Raw genomic sequence first — 18,143 nt, 5'->3', positions numbered from 1 at the left:
GGCAGACGACCCATTGAAACGATTGAAGCGGCTCTTGCTGCCAAAGAGCTAACAAAACAAGAACAGGTGGTGTAAGCTGCCTCACCGAAGAGTAACTGACTGTCCGGGAAGAGGTTGATTTTTACAAATAAGATAATGCTCAATGGGATGCCAATTATCTTCTTTGTCTTTGATGCTTTTGCAGTGTGCGCAAATTGGGACAATGCCCCGTAGAGCTTGGAGCTCCATCAAATAGTCCGTTAATCTTTTGTTTTTGTCGCCAAGCACTGCATTCACATAAATCATTTCGAGATGTGTCTCTATAAGTCTCTTGAAATTGAGAATGAGATTTTCAAGTGTTTTCGAATACTCATTTCTCTTGTCATCAAGGACACAAATAGTACCAAACGGTTGTTTACTTGGCAACAGAAGGGGAAATCCCAAATAGGAAATCATGTTCAGCTTTATATCTGGATTATTTTTCCAGTTGTCGTCTGCCAGAGCATCGGGAACAAGAAGTTTGTGCTGTGTTCTAATTACGGTTTCACAATATAGCCCCGACTCTTGGAAATGTTTGCTATCACCTGAATGGTAAGGGTTTCCTTCGCTCTGGCTAGAAACAAAAACCTCAATGTCAGCATCGTGCAATCTCATAATCAATGCGGCAGGAATGTTCGCAGTGTGAGCTAAGATGTTAAGGATTTCTTGCCAGTTTTCCAGAATGTTCTCTGGTACAACAATTTCGACTTTCTCGTTTATCATTCTTCGCTCCTAACGCCAGCGTCACCGGGAGGCAGGCATCGTTTCCTGCCGATCCGGTGCACGCAGTGGTTATGAGGCCCTTTATTCAGTCTTTTCTGTTCCCACCTTGTGAGCATGTTTCAATTCACCCATTCGGACAATGACGTAGGCGATGAGAGCAACGGCGAAGAAAATCAAAAGCATCCAGGCAATTCCTTGCAGTGTCTCAATGACAGTCCGATAAAGCTCCAGCACCCAGCGATCATTGGTCAGTTGCACTATTCTCTGTTCTTTGTCTCCTCGCCATGGGGTGATGTATTTCTCCAATTCGTAGATACGGACACCGGCCGATACGCCCACAACAATGATCGCAAATTTGAGGTACTTCAACCAGGCATCGCTTATTTCATCGGCAATTATCCGTTTCAAGATACTTCCCAGTGGCTTGGAGAAGAATCGGACAACAATGAGCGATACCAGCAAACTAACCAGTAGAGTTACGCTAAGCAGAGTAATGAACATGTTCCTCTCTTTTCTCGTTTTTTCACTTCATAACGGCAAGCTGAGCCGGAGCGGCCCAGCGGGCCGCGATCGGCTCTAACAGCTGGTTGTGCGATTTTTTATTCCAAATGCCAAAGCCATTTGCATGGAACGTAATAATGGAAACCTTTCTGGTACTGCTTCCTTTTCCTTCGAGGGAGAAGTCTTTTGAAGCTTTAATGTGATTTCTTCTATAAGCTCAGGTATGAGCTTAACTCTTATGCCACGCGAATGAATCGTGGAAAAAGTAATTACGTAACCATGTTTGTTGCTCATACGCTCTGAAGGGTAACTTATCTATTGGTAATTTAAAGTGCCTTTCACAAATTATCTTTGTGGCCTTTGTGTGATATTTTGAATCACCCGCAAAAATAGTTTTCAAAAGATAGTTCCATAATGAGTTTCTTAGGGCTGCACTCATGCCATTAACTTGAAGAATGTCAGGTACCTTAGTCACACCAATTCGATCTGAAAATTTTAATGGCATATGATGATTCCTTTAGCATAACGCCGTGCATCAGGGGCGCATTTGTAGCGGAGCCGAAAGCGTAGCGGGAAATGCGTCCCTTGCATGCACTTGTTAGCTCTCAGTACGTCCACACTTCTCCCTTGAATATGTGTTCGCTGATCTTCGGTGGGTTACGCTTTACGGCAGGATGATTTGCAAATACCAAACGAACCGTTCTCACCGCATCGTAGGCATCCATAATGAGCTTCCTCTGCTCGTGAAAGTACTTTTGATCGAACTTGTCCTCTTGCGGGGAATGAGCAGGCTTTTGTCGAAGTTTTCTCACTTTTCTAAAGGTGTCAAGCGTATTGTCGAGAGCGGTAGGGTCTTGTGGACGAAACATCCGTTTCAGCCACTCGTCAAGTAACGAAATGGTTCCTTTCCGCCTCACTTCTACTTTCCCGTCTTCCCGCGGCACGTCTTCGCTCAACTCAACTTCGGGAGGAAAGAACTTCTTGTTGAGATTATCGGACATCATCTGATCAAGGAGGAGAACGAAGTCGTTGAACTCACCCAGGGTTGGCCTGAGCAAGAATCCGAATCCTCTTGGCGCATCGTCTTGGAAGGAGCTTCGGAATAACGTAGGCTTGCCCATAATTTCCGACATGTTATTCACAATCTCTAGCTCTTGACGAAACGCATCAAAAATTGAAACCTTCGTCCCCCAATCCCCGAGAATGCTGCTCCTGTAATAGTCCGGATGCAGATTGTAGTCACCGTGCAGTTCTTTGGCCTGCCATATTGTCTGATGCTCTGGGCTTAGGTCGGTCAGGTAACGGAGAAATACAGCAACGGCCCGGTTGAGATCGTCGTCATACGCAAACCCGAATGTCTGTAGCAGCACTTGGTCGTGTTCGGGCACTGACTCAGACTTGAAAAATTCGTCTTCAATTGAAATCTGACCATTGATAAAATCGGTTTGATAGAAGTACCGAGGATCATTACGGTAGTACTCCAAGACCGAAAGATCGAATACTCGATAATCCAACTGGCCAGCGCCCATTGCCAGTTGCGCTGTGTATGGACTCCCAGTGAAATCAGGCAGATCGCCATAAACATTGATTGTCTGTGCGGTTGGATAAAGGCAGAAATGTCCGCTTAGATCAAGGGAATCCAGCCATTCAAGCTGCTGCTCTTTCGAAGTTCCAGAGAAGGCTTTAATGTGGGCATTCGGGTGAACGTTTCCGAATACCACTTCGATTCGTTCCGCTTCAATCAGATCTCGTAGTACCTTCGCAACTTCTGCTTCGTTGAGGGCAAACTCGGATATCAACGTGTGGACAGGGTACCCGTTGAAATCTCGTGAGCCAAGGTAGAACTCCGTGACTCTTTGGACAATCCGATCTAGCAAGACATTCCCCCTGAGAGCTAACGCTCCCGCTCTGCCGCGTGCGGTAGCGAGTCGGCAGCAGCGGTTTGTTGGGAATCATAGGTGTTTTTCGATTATCTCTTTTACATACTTCGGTATGTCCTTTTGAAGTTCCAATGTCCGTTTCTTGAGTCGATCGTAAACAGCAAGCTCATCTCCCGACCAAAGAATGTCAACTCTTCGTGCTTGGCGCATAGCTATGTGGTCATAGTCATCAGGATATGCCCAATAACAACGGCGGCAAATAGAAATGTCTTTCTTTTCTTGCCAGTTGGCACAGTGCTCGCAAGACCAAGACTTTGCTCGATTTGCAGATCCCGAAAGCAGCATATAATCGGAAGGATCGTCCATATTATCAACGTCGTCACCTGCAACCTCGAAAGGCACTCTGTGATCTATCTGTAAATCTCGTTCAGGGAATTCCTCTAAATAGATGGCGCATTTTGCGCCATCTATTTCAATAAGTTTTGCTTTTAGATCTTTGGAGAATGCTGTACGTCCAGTCAGCTTGGAGAATCTTGCTTTCTTGGGGTCACCAAACCTATAAGCTCCAATGCTCCTGCCATCGGCGGCCTGTACTCGGAATGTCTCAAGGGGGACACCTTGTTCCCTCACATCTCGAGCTGCTCTTGGTGGATGGTTGTAACCATACTTATCTTTCAAATCCTCTGTCGTAATGAACCCATGTTTTAAAATGTGATTTATAACGGTTTTAGGACGTTTCGCTGTTATAGCTGTACATTTCTCGACAAACTTCTTAGGTAGATGGGGCTTCTTCATGCGCGTCCCTCCAATAAACATAATTGTTCTCCACGCGTGTAGCGATAGAGAGCCGGGACGTCGGAAAGTTCAGTTGCTAATGATGGTGAGAGATAAAGTGACTCTATTGTAATATCCTCTCTGCCCAATAGAGTGGCTTGAGATGAGCGTCCTGCATCAAGCTCAATTAGCGTCAAGTTCAGCTCATCAGGTAAGGTCTTGCCATACGATTTGTCACCTGTCCGACCATCATAACTTACAATGTATCTAATTTGTCGGGAGTTCAAATCTTCCAGAGCTTCTACAAATTCACAAAATTCAACACTATCCAAGTAACGTGTGTCCCGATTGCCGCAAACCCCTTGGTAAGGAGGATCCATGTATACAAGGTCTTTTGGCTTAGCAAGCTTGAGAATGTCACGGTAATCTACGGATGAAATAGCCGTTTTATCTTTCAAGAAATATGAAGCTCCCAAAATCTGCATTTTCATTGTCTGAGGCTTCATTCCTTTTCGTCTGTTGTCAGGGCTTTGATTAAACTCCCCACGTGTATTGTAACGTATGGATGCTTTTACGCATCGTGCCAAAAGATAGAGGAATAAATGTGCTGCTCCCGTTTCATTGAATTCATCCCGAATTTTGATGTAGAACGATTTCGGATCGGAAAGCTGATCGTACCAAAGTGACGAATATTTCTCTGATAGCAGGTATGGTCTATGGATTATTTCTTTCCAAAGATCAATAAGCGGCTTATTTAAATCGTTAATATGAAAACTCTGCGTGATACCTGAGGCAGCTGCCGCAATTGTCATTGCTGCGGAGCCAGCAAAGGGTTCATACATTACATCAACTTGCTCTGGAAAATAGCGCAATATGTCAGGGGCAAGATTTCTCTTGCTACCCTGATAGGGTATAGGGTGTGGCAGCCTCTTTGTTTTCATGGTGTCAATCTATCATTTCAAGGGTTCTAATACAAGTTTCCTCTGTTTCTCAAATCCCAACAAGTAATTCTATTGTTCTGTCTGTTCTTCCTTTCGTAAGGATAGACTGAAGGATGAATAGAAAATTCCTTATATGTTTAACTCCAGGAACTTGAACGCCGATTACCATATTATATAACCTATACGTTTTAAGTCCCGATGAACTCTCGGTAATCATTTATTATTTATGGTGCTAAGGTTAATCCCTTGACAGATTTATTTCAACGAAAGATTTTTACTTAAAGTGGTTACGCTATTACTTGGACTTTTGCCGGAAGTATAATTTCCATCCTTCTCAAAACGCCAGCCTGCCTCCTTTTATCCGTAAATTACAGGACAAGAAACAGACGAATGAGCAGCGAGAACAGGCTGCAAAAGCGATTAAACTTTATTATGAACTTTGTAAGGCAAAGGACCCTGACAGCATAGGAACCGTTTTGCAGATGAATGATCAAGGATACGCAACCTGGAATACCCTTGTGATCTTGTCGTGAAATTACTTTATGGCTGCGGACTTCGGCTTTTTGAATGTCTGGGACTTCGTGTGCATAGCATAAACTTTGATGCAGGCATCCTGACGGTTCATGACGGTAAAGGACAGAAAGATCGGACGGTACCGCTCCCAGAAACGATTTTACCCGAAATGCAAAAACATCTTGGTTTCCTGAAAAAACTTCATCAAAGGGATCTTGATAAAAAATATGCCGGCGTGTTTCTAGTGAATGCCTTGGAACAAAAATACAAAAATGCATCATCAAAGGAATTTATCTGGCAATGGTTTTTCCCTGCGAAACAATTGACCTAGGATAAAGAGGCCGCAGAGTACCGGCGCTATCATCTTCATGAAACGCTGGTCCAAAAGGCGATCAAGGATGCGGTGAACAAATCGCGGATCTGCAAGCGCGCCTCGGCCCATACATTCCGTCACAGCTTTGCGAGCCATTTACTGCAGGCGAATTATGACATCCGAACGATTCAGGCGTTGCTGGGGCACAGCGATGTAAGAACGATCATGATATATACCCATACCGTCAAGATCCGGACGCTGAAAGAGGCAAAGAGCCCCCTGGATTTCTGATGTTTCAGTTTGAGTGAAGGAGAATGGGGATAAGGAATTCCAAGGGACGCCCCTGAGTCGCTTGTGGAGCTGGCCGACACGGTCCCCCGTCATGCAGGCGGCTTTGGCCGCACAGTGTCGTCAGTCTATTCATTCTCTCCATCTGTCTTGTTCATCTTTGTTTATTCCCCGGAGCTTGGAGGGTCCTATCGATGATACCCAGGCGTAAGCTCTGTCCGTGTGCACGGATCTAACTCGAACATTCTTTCATAAAATCAATTTTAAAAGACACGAATTAACCAAAAGGTTGTGTTAGACTTGCCTATCAAAATTGATGAACAGGAGGATCGATATGGAGTTCAATGAAATCCTGGTTAACAGGCGAGCCATCCGCGAATATGAAGACCGAGATGTTCCTTTCTCAATCATTGAGGATATTCTTCAGGATGCCTGCTTCGCCCCCACGGCGCGTAACTTACAGCCCTGTCGTTTTATCATCATTCGGGACCGGAGCTTCATGAAGCGCATTTCCGACGAATGCAAAAAAAACCTTCTCGCCGACATCATCAACGACCCTGCCGACCCTCTGAGGGAATACGAATCCAGATTCTGCGACCCACAGTACAATATCTTCCACAATGCACCCTGCGTGGTCTATATTGTGGGATCGATGGGGGCCTCGCTAATCGATGTGGACGGCGCCCTGACAGCGGCCTATATCATGTTTTCCGCCACTGCGAGAAAACTGGGAACCTGCTGGATAGGTCTGGGCACACACATCCGCGATCAGAGAATAATCGACGATATGGGTATTCCCAAAGATTACCGAATCATCGCCCCGATCACGATCGGCTATCCGCTGGAAATTCCGCTCGCTGCCGAACGCCACGATCCGGTTATCGTAAAGATCATCCAGTAGATGAACGGGCGGATATGTTTCGAGTCATTCGAACGCCTTGACAGGACGTATATACCAATCGTTACGGGGAGCCTGATGGGTTGCCCATAACCCCCGCCCGCCCGGACTTGAGAAAATATTCATCAGGTACGGGTTCACAGATCATGTCATCGTTACGGGACTTCTCGATGGCGAAACCGGGGACCGGCCACGGCACCGATCTGGCTCCCTTATGTTTCCGGGAAGAGGACCGGAAAACGAGGGACAACAATTTTTGGAAGTGGTTTCGTCCCCTTTTCGGGAAGACGAAGCGGCATCATTTTTCACTTGGAGAAGCAACAGAGCATCATGAAGTTTACAAAAATTATCTCGGGTGGACAAACAGGAGCAGACCGTGCCGCATTGGATTTTGCCATCCGGCACGGCATCCCCCACGGCGGCTGGGTGCCCAAGGGACGCCTGACTGAAGCGGGACCGCTTCCCCGGCGATACCACGTTCAGGAAATGCCACGTAGAAGTTACGCGGCGAGGACCGAACAGAACGTTCTTGATGCCGACGCCACCCTGATCGTTTCTCATGGAAAACTCACGGGAGGTTCGCGTCTGACCAGACAGTATGCCAAACGTCACCAGCGCCTCTGGCTTCATATCGATTTGGATCATTACACCCTGTTGAACGCCGCGGCGCTGCTCTCCCGCTGGCTTGACAGCCATCCCATCCAGATTTTGAACGTGGCGGGGCCCCGAGCCAGTAAAGACCAGGCAATATATCACGACGTCATGCGCCTGCTAAAAAAAGCATTTTTTTATAGGACCGTTAAAATTGAGGCGGTGCTGTTTGATTTCGGCGGTGTCATCGCGGAAGAAGGCTGGAAGGAAGGACTCGATATGATCGCAAGAGCAAACGGGCTGGACCCCGGGACCTTTCTCAAAACAGCGGCCGATACAATTTATGAGACCGGCTATATTCTTGGAAAATGCACAGCCCATCCTTTCTGGTCGGCTCTGAGGGAAAAGACGGGAATCAAGGACGATGATGCCTCGATTATCCGTAAAATCCTTTCCCACTTCATTCCGCGTGACTGGATGATCGAACTTGTAAAAGGACTCGGAGAGGCAGGGATAACGGTCGGCATTCTCAGCGACCAGACGGAAATGCTGGATACTCTGAACGCCCGTTATGACTTTTTCCGATGGTTCGATCATGTTTTCAACAGCTATCACATGGGCAAAGGGAAACGGGACGCCACTCTGTTCGACGATATTGCCCAATACCTCCAGTTGCCCCCTCACCGGATTCTTTTTATAGACGACGATCCGGGGCACGTGGAAAGGGCGGACAAGAAAGGCTGGCATGCCATCCTCTACGTCGATCAGACTTCGTTTAAAAAAGAATTTGAAAAGTACCTGGCGAATGGTTCCGCTCCCATCAAATCCCTATGGGCCAGACACCGGACCATTTGACAACACGGAGAATTCCCGGACACGTTTATCCTTCTGAGTAGCCCGTTTTTCTGCGTACACGGAGAAGATCTCAAAAGTTTCTAAGATGATCCGTTGACCAATAAAACACAGGGTATGATGCTGCACATTCCGCTCAATTCGGCAGACCCGACAGGGGAAAACGGTGAACCTCCTTGTTCTTCAAAACATACCCGATTGCCGGCCAGAGTTAAACCTTGACGAAAACCGCATTGTTGTGCGATAAACATCCTTATTTCCAAGGTTTATCTGTGACGTTTCGTAAATCTCATGGCCCGATTGAAAAATGATTGAGTACCAATTTGCATCTACAGTTAAAAACGCATACTTGAAAGAAATCATTGATCTTTATAGATATGCATCCTGGTGGTCGGAAGAATGTGATGACACGGAATTGGTCCTGAAAATCATAAACGGCAGCCATTGTTTTCTTTTGGCTATCCGTAACGATCATGTTATCGGAATGGGACGGGCAATCAGCGATCGTGCCCATGACGCTTATATTCAGGATCTGACTGTGCACCCGGAATGGAGGCATCGCGGAATCGGCCATGAAATTGTAAATCGCTTGCTCGACCGTCTGAAACGGGATGAAATCAGGTGGATCGGGCTCATTGCGGGACGCAATACCAAAACTTTCTACAGCCCCATGGGTTTCGACATCATGGACAATTCGACGCCCATGCTTCTCAAGAACAAATCGTGACCATGCAGACCCTGACACCCGCAGATTATCCCAGATTGAAACCCTTTTTTGAAGGACAGCCCCATCTGTTGTCGGTCTATTCGCTACCCTCCTTAATCGCCTGGAGCAACGAAATCTACAGACCGGTCTTTCAAGTGCGGGATCAGATTCTCCTAATCGGCGCCTTCTGTACGCCCCGACCGGAAGAAAACCACTTGATTCTACCAATTGCACCAGGTTGGGACGCTTCACCCAAAGTGCTCTGCCGTATCGCCCGAGAGCTTGGATTTTCGACATTTCATTATGTCCCGGAAGAATATGTCCTGCAACACGGCCTCAAGGAATTATCCCACTATTTTATCTGTACCGAGCAAAGGGCATATGAAGATTATATTTATAAGACAACGGACCTTGCCCTGCTGAAAGGCAACCGCTACGCCAACAAGCGTAACTGGATTACCCGCTTTCTCAATAATAACGGGGATCGACATACTCTGGAAGCGATCACAGCACAAAATGCCGGGGAATGCGTGGCTTTCATCGAAGCCTGGTGCCGCTATTACATCTGCAGCATGGCTGAAAACGAGAGTCTTGCCTGCGAGAAACAGGCGGCTGTCAATATGCTCAATCATTTTGATGAACTGGAGGTGGAGGGGCTTTTGGTGCGCATCGATGGTGTCGTGAGTGCTTTCGCCATTCGCACGCCCCTGTCGGAAAACATGGCCAATCTGACTTTTGAGAAAGCTTTTCCTGATATTGTGGGGCTTTATCCTTATCTGGATCGTGAATGTGCCAAACAACTGTTTGCGGGCTATGAACTCATCAACAAGGAATGTGACATGGGCCTGGATGGTCTGGCCCAGTCGAAACAATCCTATCATCCGGTGATGCGGCGAAAATCATTTCACCTGCAAATGAAGATTTAGTCGATCGTTTTCGTCCAGCTGATCAACCTCCCCCGGATGTATCGCCGGAGATTCAAACTTGACCTTGCCCGGTCGTTGTGCGAAAAGAAGAGGGCGTTTTCGTCAAAAGGATCGTCAATATGCACATATCCCATATTCTCCGCAGCCAGAGAATAAGTTTCAGCTTTGAATTTTTCCCGCCTAAAGATCGCCGGGGTGCGGAACGTCTTTACCAGACCGTCCGCGATCTCATTCCGCTGAAACCCTCCTACGTCAGCGTCACCTATGGTGCCGGAGGATCGACCCGGGAACTGACCCATGACCTGGTATTGCGAATCAGCCAGGAAACGAACCTGACCGTCGCATCGCACCTCACCTGTGTGGGATCCAACCAGGACGAAATACTAGAAATACTAACGCGCTATCATGATACGGGGATCATGAATATCATGGCCCTCCGGGGTGACCCTCCGGCGGGACAGGACTGTTTTGAAAGGTGTGCCGGCGGTTTCGGCCGCGCTGTGGAACTGGTTGCTTTCATCAAGAAGCATTTCCCCGCCTTCGGAATCGGCGTCGCCGGTTACCCCGAAGGCCATCCGGAAACACCGAACCGGCTCAAAGAAATGGACTATCTAAAAGAAAAAGTGGATGCCGGCGCCGATTACATCTGTACACAACTTTTCTTCGATAACAGAGACTTTTATGATTTCTGCGAACGCTGTGCCCTGGCCCATATTCACATTCCCATTGTCGCGGGGATCATGCCGATCACTTCCAGCAAAAGCATGCTGCGTATGGCGGAACTCGCCGCGGGAGCGAGAATCCCTGCCCGTCTCCTGAAGGCGGTCTACCGGGCTCAGGATGACAAGTACGTAGAAAATGTGGGTATCCACTGGGCTACGGAACAGATCCGGGATTTGATTGATAGCGGTGTCCAGGGGGTTCATTTTTATACGCTGAACCAGTCAAAAGCGACGCTTAAGATTTACGATGCCCTGGGCGTTACGGATTCACTCCAACTAAGCCTATAATGCAATCTTCGCCAGCCGGCCTTTCCCCGGATGATCTATGAAAGTTTTCGACCTTCTCAACACGCCCCTTGAGGGTTCCAATCTCATCGAAGCCAGTGCGGGAACGGGAAAGACCTATAATATCGTGGGACTGTTCGTTCGTCTCATCCTGGAAAAGGAGCTCACGGTCCGCGATATTCTTGTCGTGACCTATACCATTGCCGCAACGGATGAATTACGGGACCGTATTCGTCGTCTCCTCGTTTTAACGGAACGAGACCTTCTAGCCCGGGAAAGTCAAGATACCTTCGTCGCCGGCCTCATCCACAAAATACTTCTGTCGGGACGGGAAGATACAGCGCGCCGTCTCCTGAGGGCGGCCATTCGGGATTTCGATGAGGCGGCCATCCATACCATCCATGGTTTCTGCCATCGCATGCTCCGGGAATATGCCTTCGAGAGCGGGTCGCTATTCGAAATGGACCTGCTACCCGATGAAGATGCCGTTAAACGGGAATTCGCCCGGGACTTCTGGCGGAGGCACTTCTACACGGCAGCGCCAGAATTCGTAGCCTACTGCCTTGAAAAAAAGATGAGCCCCGACCATTATCTTGCCCTATTGAAAGAGGTTGGCCTCCATGCAACGGCAACCATTATCCCCGAATTCCCCCAGCCCGATACGGCTCTTCTGGAATCGGAAATCGGACGCTTCCATAGCCTCCTGAGACAAACAAGTCAGCTTTGGGAGAAGGAAAAGGCAACCGTCGCGAAACTTCTGGGTCAGCCAGGGCTCAAAGCCACAGTATTCGGTAAAAAAACGGATAAGATCCTGGGCAGTCTTGACGCGTTTTTCAGGCAGAAAAAACAAGGTTTTATCTTGCCCCCCGACCTAGAAAAAGTCAGCACCAAGAAAATTGAGGCAAACACCAGGAAAGGGTATCCTCCACCGGAACACCCCTTCTTCGACCTAGTGGAACAACTTCTGGATCACGTCGCTTCGCTCTCGCAATTGTTCGACGTCCACTTGCATTGTTTGAGCAGGAAAATTGTCCGCCAGGGACAGATGGAATTATCTCTGAGGAAAAAAAGCGTAAATGTTCTTACGTATGATGACCTGCTGAATGACCTTCACGGCGCACTCCATAGCGAAAAGGGACTCCGTCTCGCCGGGAAAATCCGCACCCGGTTTCAGGCTGTCCTGATCGATGAATTTCAGGACACGGATCCCGTTCAGTATGCGATTTTCAAAGCTCTTTTTCTCGAAAATGAACTGGAGGAACGAAGACCCGTTTTCGTCATCGGTGACCCGAAGCAGGCAATCTACGCCTTTCGAGGAGCGGACATCTTTGCCTATATTGAGGCTGCCCGATCTATGGACCATGTCTATACCTTGAAAGAGAACTGGCGCTCCGAGCCGGATCTCCTGTCGGCGCTGAATGTCCTGTTCGGCACCCCGCGAAACCCGTTTCTCAACAAGGAAATCCGTTATTTTCCCGTCTCGGCGGCTGGAAGGCCCGATCGGGCTACGCTGACTATCGACGGGCACAGAGAAACGCCGTTTCATTGGTGGATCATTCCGGAAGAATCGGAAGCGAATCCAAATGAGGTATTGCCGAAAGATAGGCAAGGCCAAAAGGGTTTAGCCAAAACAAAACAATATCCCCGTGTTGCTGCCGCCGTCGCTTCTGAAATTGCCCGCCTCCTCCGCTTGGGGCGGGAAGGACGGGCACTGATCGGTGAAAAACCCGTCGAAGCCGCGGATATAGCAATTCTCGTCCGGACAAACGGGGAAGTGACGATCATGCGTAACGCCCTGATCGATTTGAACATACCCCATGTCATATCCTCGCCAAACAGTGTTTTTCACACCTCGGAGGCGGAAGACGTCCGACGAATTCTCTGTGCGCTCGCGGAACCGGCTAACCCGTTTTTACTCCGCGCCGCCCTGGTCACGGATATTATAGGGATGACCGGCAACGATATTCATAATCTGTCCCTTGACGAATTCGCCTGGGAAGAAATTCTGCGCCGGTTTCACCGTTTTCACGCCTTGTGGGATATCCTTGGTTTCATCCGGATGTTCCGATCCTTTCTCGACAACGAACATCTTCCCTCTAAAATTTTAAAAAAAGTGGACGGGGAACGCCGCCTGACCAACCTGCTTCATATCGGAGAGCTCCTCCACCAGGCTGAAAGGTCTGAACACTTGACGATGCACGGCCTGATCAAATGGCTTGATGACCAGATCCAAACGACGGACACACAACCGGAAGAATACGAATTACGCCTCGACCGGGACGCAAAGGTGGTACAGGTGGTCACCATTCACAAAAGCAAAGGTCTGGAATATCCGATCGTCTTCTGCCCTTTTTCCTGGGGCAGCGGTGGCGGCAGGAAAAAGGAAGACTACCTCCTGTACCACGATCCGGATCGATCCTTCGCGCCGATTCTTGATTTCGGCTCAGAGAAATTTACAGAACATCGTCGTCTCCACGAGGAAGAATGCCTGGCGGAAGACATTCGACTTCTCTATGTCGCCCTCAGCCGGGCACGGCATCGTGTCTATTTTATCTGGGGACGCATGTCCTACCTTCAACGGTCTGCGCCCGTGTATCTTTTTCATCAACCCCCCGACCTCGAAGAAGGTGATTTGGTCAGGGCCGTCCAGGAACGCTTTCGCAATTTGAGTCATGGGGATTTTCGACGGGATATTCAATCCATCGTCGCTTTGGCACCTGACGCCATCGAGAGCCAGGCCCTTCCGGAAATTCGGGAAAAACCCCGTTACCCTGAGGCGGTAAGGGACCCGTTCTTCTGCCGCCGATTCATGGGGAAAATCGATACAACCTGGCGTGTGGCGAGCTACACGCTCCTGACATCAACCCGTGAAGACCGCCTCAGTCGAATTGACGATGACTTCATTTCACAATGGGAAATGAAACCCGAGCCGGAGGAGGAGTCTCCGGTTAAATCGCCATCCGACTCGGCGCAACTTGACTTCTACGGTTTTCCCGGCGGGACACGTTCGGGTATCCTCCTTCACGAAATCCTTGAGAAAATCGATTACAGGGGAAACAACTCCGCCCTTACGCAGGAAATCATCGAAAAAACACTCGGCCGATACGGTTATGACCTGAAATGGCTGACGGTTTTACAGGATATGAGCGAAAAGGTCACAACAGCGCCATTCCCCCTTTTCAATGGTGGCCACGATCATCTGACCCTGTCACGAATACGACCCGAAGACAGGAGAAACGAAGTGGAATTTTATTTTCCCCTGAAACCAATCTCCAGCAATGGTCTTGCCGACCTCTTCCACAAGGGAGCGGCCATGCCCGAGTCAGCGCTGTCAGAGGGCCCCCGCCTCCGCTGCTTGGAACGGCTTCAATTCAGCCCTCTCGAGGGTTATTTAAAAGGCTTCATCGATTTGATTTTCCGGTACAACGGGCGCTTTTATCTTCTGGACTGGAAGTCGAACTATCTCGGTAACCGGCCACAGAACTACTCCCGCGACCGACTGTGGAAGGTGATGGACGAAGGGTTTTATTTCATTCAGTATCACCTTTACGCCCTGGTCCTGCACCGATATCTGGCTCTTCGCATTCCGAAATACGATTATGATGAACATTTCGGCGGAATTTACTACTGTTTCCTCCGCGGGATGGCGCCAGAGAACGAAGGGAAATCCGGTATCTTCTGTGATCGCCCACCCCTGGAAATGCTGGATGCAATGGGAAAAGCGCTTATCCGCACCCCTAGCCCAGCATCGGATGTCTAAATTGGGGAGGGATCGGCCATCTCCGAAAGATCCGGCACGACGGAAGGCTCTACACGCTCATTTGACCCGGACTCGTCGCCCTCCTCCGGCATCTCGGGATTTTCCTCTGTATTGATATCATCGGTTTCAATACCATCTTCCATGCCCTCGGATTCTTCCGTAATCATGTCATCGGGTTGGCTCATAATCTCGTCATATTCGGGAATCACAATCCCCCGCCTGATCATGATTCGGTAAATCAGATCCGCCTTTTTTTGAACGTAACGAGAATCTCCTGCGGCGTTGAAACGACGGGGATTTGGCAGCACGGCCGCGAGGCGTGCCGCTTCATAGGCCGACAGGGAAACGGCGCTCTTTTTGAAATAGTGTTGTGATGCCGCCTCTATACCGAAAATTCCCTCTCCCCACTCGACCAAATTGACATACAATTCAATAATTCTTCTTTTCGAAAGGGCTTTTTCAAGGCGCCAGGTCAGTATCGCTTCCTTTATCTTTCGAACAGGGTTTTTGGATGGTGACAGATAGAGATTCTTCGAGAGTTGCTGGCTGATCGTACTCCCCCCCGCCTTGAACCTTTTTTTCTTCAAATCTTTCTCGATAGCCTTCTGAATCGCCTCGAAATCAAAACCCTCATGAGACCAAAATTTATCGTCCTCGGCGATGATGACGGCTTTGGTAACATAGGGGGATACACGGCTTAAAGGGACCCACCTATGCTTGATTTTGATTTTCCTGCCCTTCTCTTCCCATTCTCCCTTTCGCTGTTCCATGAAAGCCGTGGTCTTCGGATTTTGCATTTTTAGTCTGGTAACATCAGGATAAAAAAAATACACAAGGATGCTGGCCAAAAACCCGGCACACAAGATGGCCGCACCCCTCTTTATCCATTTGCCCGTTTTTTTTAACACTTTTTTGCCGCCCCGAAAGATCCGTTTTGTCACCCATGTTAATTTTTTTACACCGGTTTAAGTATCCGTCTATATAAAGAGAATCCATATAAATCAACCCATTCGTCAGAAATCCCCTCAAAATTTCTTGTTGAAGTGGTTTACAGGCGGCACACCATCGAAATGACACAAAACATGTTCGAACAGTTGCCGGAGAACGAAATCCTCAATGGTGGAAAGCGGGATTTACATATAAAAAATTGACAGCCTGTTTTAAATCCTATAAAATTAATGGAAATTTTGAAAGGAGAGTACATTATGTTCGCACCAAAAAAGATTCTCGTCCCGACAGATTTTTCGAAATTTTCAGATGCAGCATTAAAGAAAGCGGTTGATATCGCCGAACAACATGGTTCGAAAATTTACCTGCTCCACGTCATTGCCGAACATGTGCAACAATGCGCGGCAGATTATTGCCTTAGCGGGGAGGTTGTCAAACAACTGGAAAAAGATAGCCTCAAGGCATCCAAAGAGAAGCTAAAAGGAGAGACGGACACCATTGTCAAATCGAAGAAAATCGATGTTTCCTATGATGTCAAGACGGGAAACCCTTCCGAGGTCATACTGGCCGAAGAGAAAGCCAAGAAGATCGACCTGATTGTCATCGCTTCACACGGGAAAACGGGCATCCTGAAACAACTTATGGGCAGCGTCTCCAGAAATGTTCTCAAAGGGTCAAAATCCACGGTCATGCTGGTTAAACCTTGATATCTCCCAGCCTTTTTTATCAAGCCGCCTTATTGTAATGAGGCGGTTTTTTTATTCGGGAATCGGGGAGAAGCTGACGACCACCTAAAGCACGATCAACTGAAAAAAGCAGATCAGCCATCCTCCGGATGAAAGCTGGCTCTTCGAAGGGGTCGCGGCCTTTTCCTTTTATAGGCTTTCAGGATCATGATAAGAAAAATTGCAAGTCACATCATCTCATTGTAAAATTAAAGGCAAAACCATGAAACGAAAAGTTTTATCACTATTTTCCATAAGGAGATTCAAAACATCGCACCCATGAATGGTCCTGGATCAACGGCAAGTGAGACAATAGGTTTCGATAACAATCACGATTTGAAGCTTTTGCTCGGCGAACACGACGGGAATATCAAACTGATTGAAAAGTTGTCCCATGCAAAAATTGCCATCAGAGGGAATCAGGCTCTTATACAGGGTGATGGCGACTCGGTCAGAATGTCTTCGTCCTTGTTGCGGCAACTTTATCTCATGATCCAAAATGGATATCCTGTCCACCCCACGGATATCAATTACGCACATCGTATCCTGAAGAGGGATCATTCCGTCGACCTGAAAAAAATATTCCTGGACACGGTTTTTATTTCGGCCAAAAAAAAGCTGATCACACCCAAAACAATCAACCAGAAACGTTATATTGAGGCCATCAGAAATCATGACATGGTTTTTTCCATCGGGCCTGCAGGTACGGGGAAGACTTATCTGGCCATGGCCGTTGCCATATCCTGTCTGCTTGCAAAGGAATTCAGCCGTATCGTTTTGACCCGGCCCGCCGTAGAAGCGGGTGAAAAACTGGGATTCTTGCCCGGTGACCTTTCCGAAAAAGTCAATCCTTACCTTCGCCCCCTTTATGACGCCCTCTTCGATATGATGGATTCAGAAAAAGCAACAAATCTGATCAACAGGGGAATTATTGAGGTTGCCCCGTTGGCTTTCATGAGGGGAAGAACACTGAATGACTCCTTTGTCATTCTGGACGAGGCTCAAAATACAACCTCGGAACAGATGAAAATGTTTCTGACACGCCTTGGTTTTGGATCCAAAGCCATCATCACCGGAGATGTGACCCAGATTGATCTACCCTTTGACAGGATATCCGGTTTGGTCGAAGCTGAAAAAATTCTCAGCCACATCAAGGAAATCAAGTTTATTCATTTTTCCGATCAGGACATCGTCAGGCATCCCCTTGTTCAGGAGGTGATCCGCGCTTACAATCACCTTGACCAGTCACGAAGAGCATAAAGCTTAAAAGCAAATGATAAAGCTGGATTTGACCCCCAAAAAATTAAACAGCAACATTGCACATAATCTCAAAGATTATTTCCAGGGCAAAACCGCCGGAGAGTTGATTAAGGAAATTTTTGTGCTCATTTTGCTGACTTTAATCTTCGGTGTTCTTATTTCACCATCCTTCTTTGCCGCACAATCCGAGCATAAAGTCGGTACCGTTGCTGTTGACGATATCAAAGCCGATCGCGATTTCCTTGTGGAAGAAAAGCTGGCCACTGCGACCAAAAAATCTGACATCCTCAGACTTACTCCGGGTATTTTTGATTATGATCCGGATTTATCATATTCTCTCCAGGCGAAGACGATTCAGCTTTTCGCGATCATCGCCGAGGAAATCACCCAGCCCCCAGGAAGCAAAGGCAAATTGCAAGATGGTCTTGTCGAGGGAAAACAGGAATATATCAATCGTATCCGAAAGCACTTTGAAGACTATTTTGATGTCAGGATGACGGACGAAGAAATCAGGGAGCT

General features: G+C 47.9%; 16 protein-coding genes and 1 pseudogene. 10 read left to right on the top strand and 7 right to left on the bottom strand.

The features are described from left to right. Positions 1-81: 81 nt before the first annotated feature. The 6 genes from GX147_05725 to GX147_05700 all read right to left on the bottom strand — a co-directional run bounded on the left by GX147_05725 (position 82) and on the right by GX147_05700 (position 4,837). Positions 82-741, bottom strand: a complete 660-nt coding sequence (locus GX147_05725; GenBank protein NLN60195.1) for a GAF domain-containing protein — start codon at positions 739-741, stop codon at positions 82-84. Between the two features lie 81 nt (positions 742-822). Next, positions 823-1,242, bottom strand: coding sequence for a hypothetical protein (locus tag GX147_05720; GenBank protein ID NLN60194.1), 420 nt, complete (start codon positions 1,240-1,242; stop codon positions 823-825). Between the two features lie 229 nt (positions 1,243-1,471). Beyond that, positions 1,472-1,747, bottom strand: coding sequence for a hypothetical protein (locus tag GX147_05715; GenBank protein ID NLN60193.1), 276 nt, complete (start codon positions 1,745-1,747; stop codon positions 1,472-1,474). Between the two features lie 100 nt (positions 1,748-1,847). After that, the gene (locus tag GX147_05710) at positions 1,848-3,119 is read right to left on the bottom strand and encodes an AAA family ATPase (protein ID NLN60192.1); all 1,272 of its coding nucleotides are present in this window, start codon (positions 3,117-3,119) and stop codon (positions 1,848-1,850) included. 75 nt (positions 3,120-3,194) lie between these two features. Continuing rightward, complete coding sequence (locus tag GX147_05705; GenBank protein NLN60191.1) at positions 3,195-3,917, bottom strand: HNH endonuclease; 723 nt, start codon at positions 3,915-3,917, stop codon at positions 3,195-3,197. Continuing rightward, positions 3,914-4,837 (bottom strand): DNA adenine methylase, encoded by a 924-nt coding sequence (locus tag GX147_05700; protein ID NLN60190.1) that lies wholly within the window; start codon positions 4,835-4,837, stop codon positions 3,914-3,916. The genes GX147_05705 and GX147_05700 overlap by 4 nt, the downstream gene beginning before the upstream one ends. A 496-nt stretch (positions 4,838-5,333) precedes the next feature. Between GX147_05700 and GX147_05695 the strand changes: the two are divergent. From GX147_05695 to recB, 7 genes and pseudogenes are all read left to right on the top strand, one after another. Next, a pseudogene (locus tag GX147_05695) lies at positions 5,334-5,954 on the top strand (tyrosine-type recombinase/integrase). Between the two features lie 331 nt (positions 5,955-6,285). Continuing rightward, on the top strand, positions 6,286-6,852 hold the full coding sequence (locus GX147_05690; GenBank protein NLN60189.1) for a nitroreductase family protein: 567 nt from the start codon (positions 6,286-6,288) through the stop codon (positions 6,850-6,852). A gap of 327 nt (positions 6,853-7,179) precedes the next feature. After that, positions 7,180-8,295, top strand: a complete 1,116-nt coding sequence (locus GX147_05685; protein NLN60188.1) for a hypothetical protein — start codon at positions 7,180-7,182, stop codon at positions 8,293-8,295. 304 nt (positions 8,296-8,599) lie between these two features. After that, the gene (locus GX147_05680; protein ID NLN60187.1) at positions 8,600-9,019 is read left to right on the top strand and encodes a GNAT family N-acetyltransferase; all 420 of its coding nucleotides are present in this window, start codon (positions 8,600-8,602) and stop codon (positions 9,017-9,019) included. Continuing rightward, the gene (locus GX147_05675; GenBank protein NLN60186.1) at positions 9,016-9,924 is read left to right on the top strand and encodes a DUF2156 domain-containing protein; all 909 of its coding nucleotides are present in this window, start codon (positions 9,016-9,018) and stop codon (positions 9,922-9,924) included. The genes GX147_05680 and GX147_05675 overlap by 4 nt, the downstream gene beginning before the upstream one ends. A gap of 119 nt (positions 9,925-10,043) precedes the next feature. Continuing rightward, a complete protein-coding gene (metF, locus tag GX147_05670) occupies positions 10,044-10,934 on the top strand; it encodes a methylenetetrahydrofolate reductase [NAD(P)H] (protein ID NLN60185.1) in 891 nt (296 codons plus the stop codon). Between the two features lie 37 nt (positions 10,935-10,971). Further along, positions 10,972-14,691 carry an exodeoxyribonuclease V subunit beta gene (recB, locus tag GX147_05665; GenBank protein ID NLN60184.1) on the top strand — a complete coding sequence of 1,240 codons (3,720 nt, stop codon included), beginning with the start codon at positions 10,972-10,974 and terminating at the stop codon, positions 14,689-14,691. On the opposite strand, the gene mtgA is transcribed toward recB, so the two are convergent. Beyond that, complete coding sequence (gene mtgA / locus GX147_05660; protein NLN60183.1) at positions 14,688-15,575, bottom strand: monofunctional biosynthetic peptidoglycan transglycosylase; 888 nt, start codon at positions 15,573-15,575, stop codon at positions 14,688-14,690. The genes recB and mtgA overlap by 4 nt on opposite strands. A 321-nt stretch (positions 15,576-15,896) precedes the next feature. On the opposite strand from mtgA, the gene GX147_05655 reads away from it, so the two are divergent. The 3 genes from GX147_05655 to GX147_05645 all read left to right on the top strand — a co-directional run. Next, positions 15,897-16,346: a universal stress protein gene (locus tag GX147_05655; protein NLN60182.1), complete on the top strand. Its 450-nt coding sequence runs from the start codon at positions 15,897-15,899 to the stop codon at positions 16,344-16,346. Between the two features lie 297 nt (positions 16,347-16,643). Further along, positions 16,644-17,624, top strand: coding sequence for a PhoH family protein (locus GX147_05650; GenBank protein ID NLN60181.1), 981 nt, complete (start codon positions 16,644-16,646; stop codon positions 17,622-17,624). 13 nt (positions 17,625-17,637) lie between these two features. Continuing rightward, positions 17,638-18,143, top strand: a 506-nt coding sequence (locus GX147_05645; protein ID NLN60180.1) for a hypothetical protein, incomplete at its 3' end; no start/stop codon positions are given.

It is taken from the genome of Deltaproteobacteria bacterium (assembly GCA_012522415.1).
Taxonomy (GTDB): domain Bacteria; phylum Desulfobacterota; class Syntrophia; order Syntrophales; family JAAYKM01; genus JAAYKM01.
This window is presented reverse-complemented; position numbering and strand designations above follow the sequence as displayed.

Bases quoted from the DNA above. Each gene is read 5' to 3' on its own strand.
- GX147_05680 (NLN60187.1), top strand. From the start codon at position 8,600: ATGATTGAGTACCAATTTGCATCTACAGTTAAAAACGCATACTTGAAA.
- GX147_05650 (NLN60181.1), top strand. From the start codon at position 16,644: ATGAATGGTCCTGGATCAACGGCAAGTGAGACAATAGGTTTCGATAAC.
- recB (NLN60184.1), top strand. From the start codon at position 10,972: ATGAAAGTTTTCGACCTTCTCAACACGCCCCTTGAGGGTTCCAATCTC.
- GX147_05715 (NLN60193.1), bottom strand. From the start codon at position 1,747: ATGCCATTAAAATTTTCAGATCGAATTGGTGTGACTAAGGTACCTGAC.
- GX147_05700 (NLN60190.1), bottom strand. From the start codon at position 4,837: ATGAAAACAAAGAGGCTGCCACACCCTATACCCTATCAGGGTAGCAAG.
- GX147_05655 (NLN60182.1), top strand. From the start codon at position 15,897: ATGTTCGCACCAAAAAAGATTCTCGTCCCGACAGATTTTTCGAAATTT.
- GX147_05725 (NLN60195.1), bottom strand. From the start codon at position 741: ATGATAAACGAGAAAGTCGAAATTGTTGTACCAGAGAACATTCTGGAA.
- GX147_05705 (NLN60191.1), bottom strand. From the start codon at position 3,917: ATGAAGAAGCCCCATCTACCTAAGAAGTTTGTCGAGAAATGTACAGCT.
- metF (NLN60185.1), top strand. From the start codon at position 10,044: ATGCACATATCCCATATTCTCCGCAGCCAGAGAATAAGTTTCAGCTTT.
- GX147_05720 (NLN60194.1), bottom strand. From the start codon at position 1,242: ATGTTCATTACTCTGCTTAGCGTAACTCTACTGGTTAGTTTGCTGGTA.
- GX147_05690 (NLN60189.1), top strand. From the start codon at position 6,286: ATGGAGTTCAATGAAATCCTGGTTAACAGGCGAGCCATCCGCGAATAT.
- GX147_05685 (NLN60188.1), top strand. From the start codon at position 7,180: ATGAAGTTTACAAAAATTATCTCGGGTGGACAAACAGGAGCAGACCGT.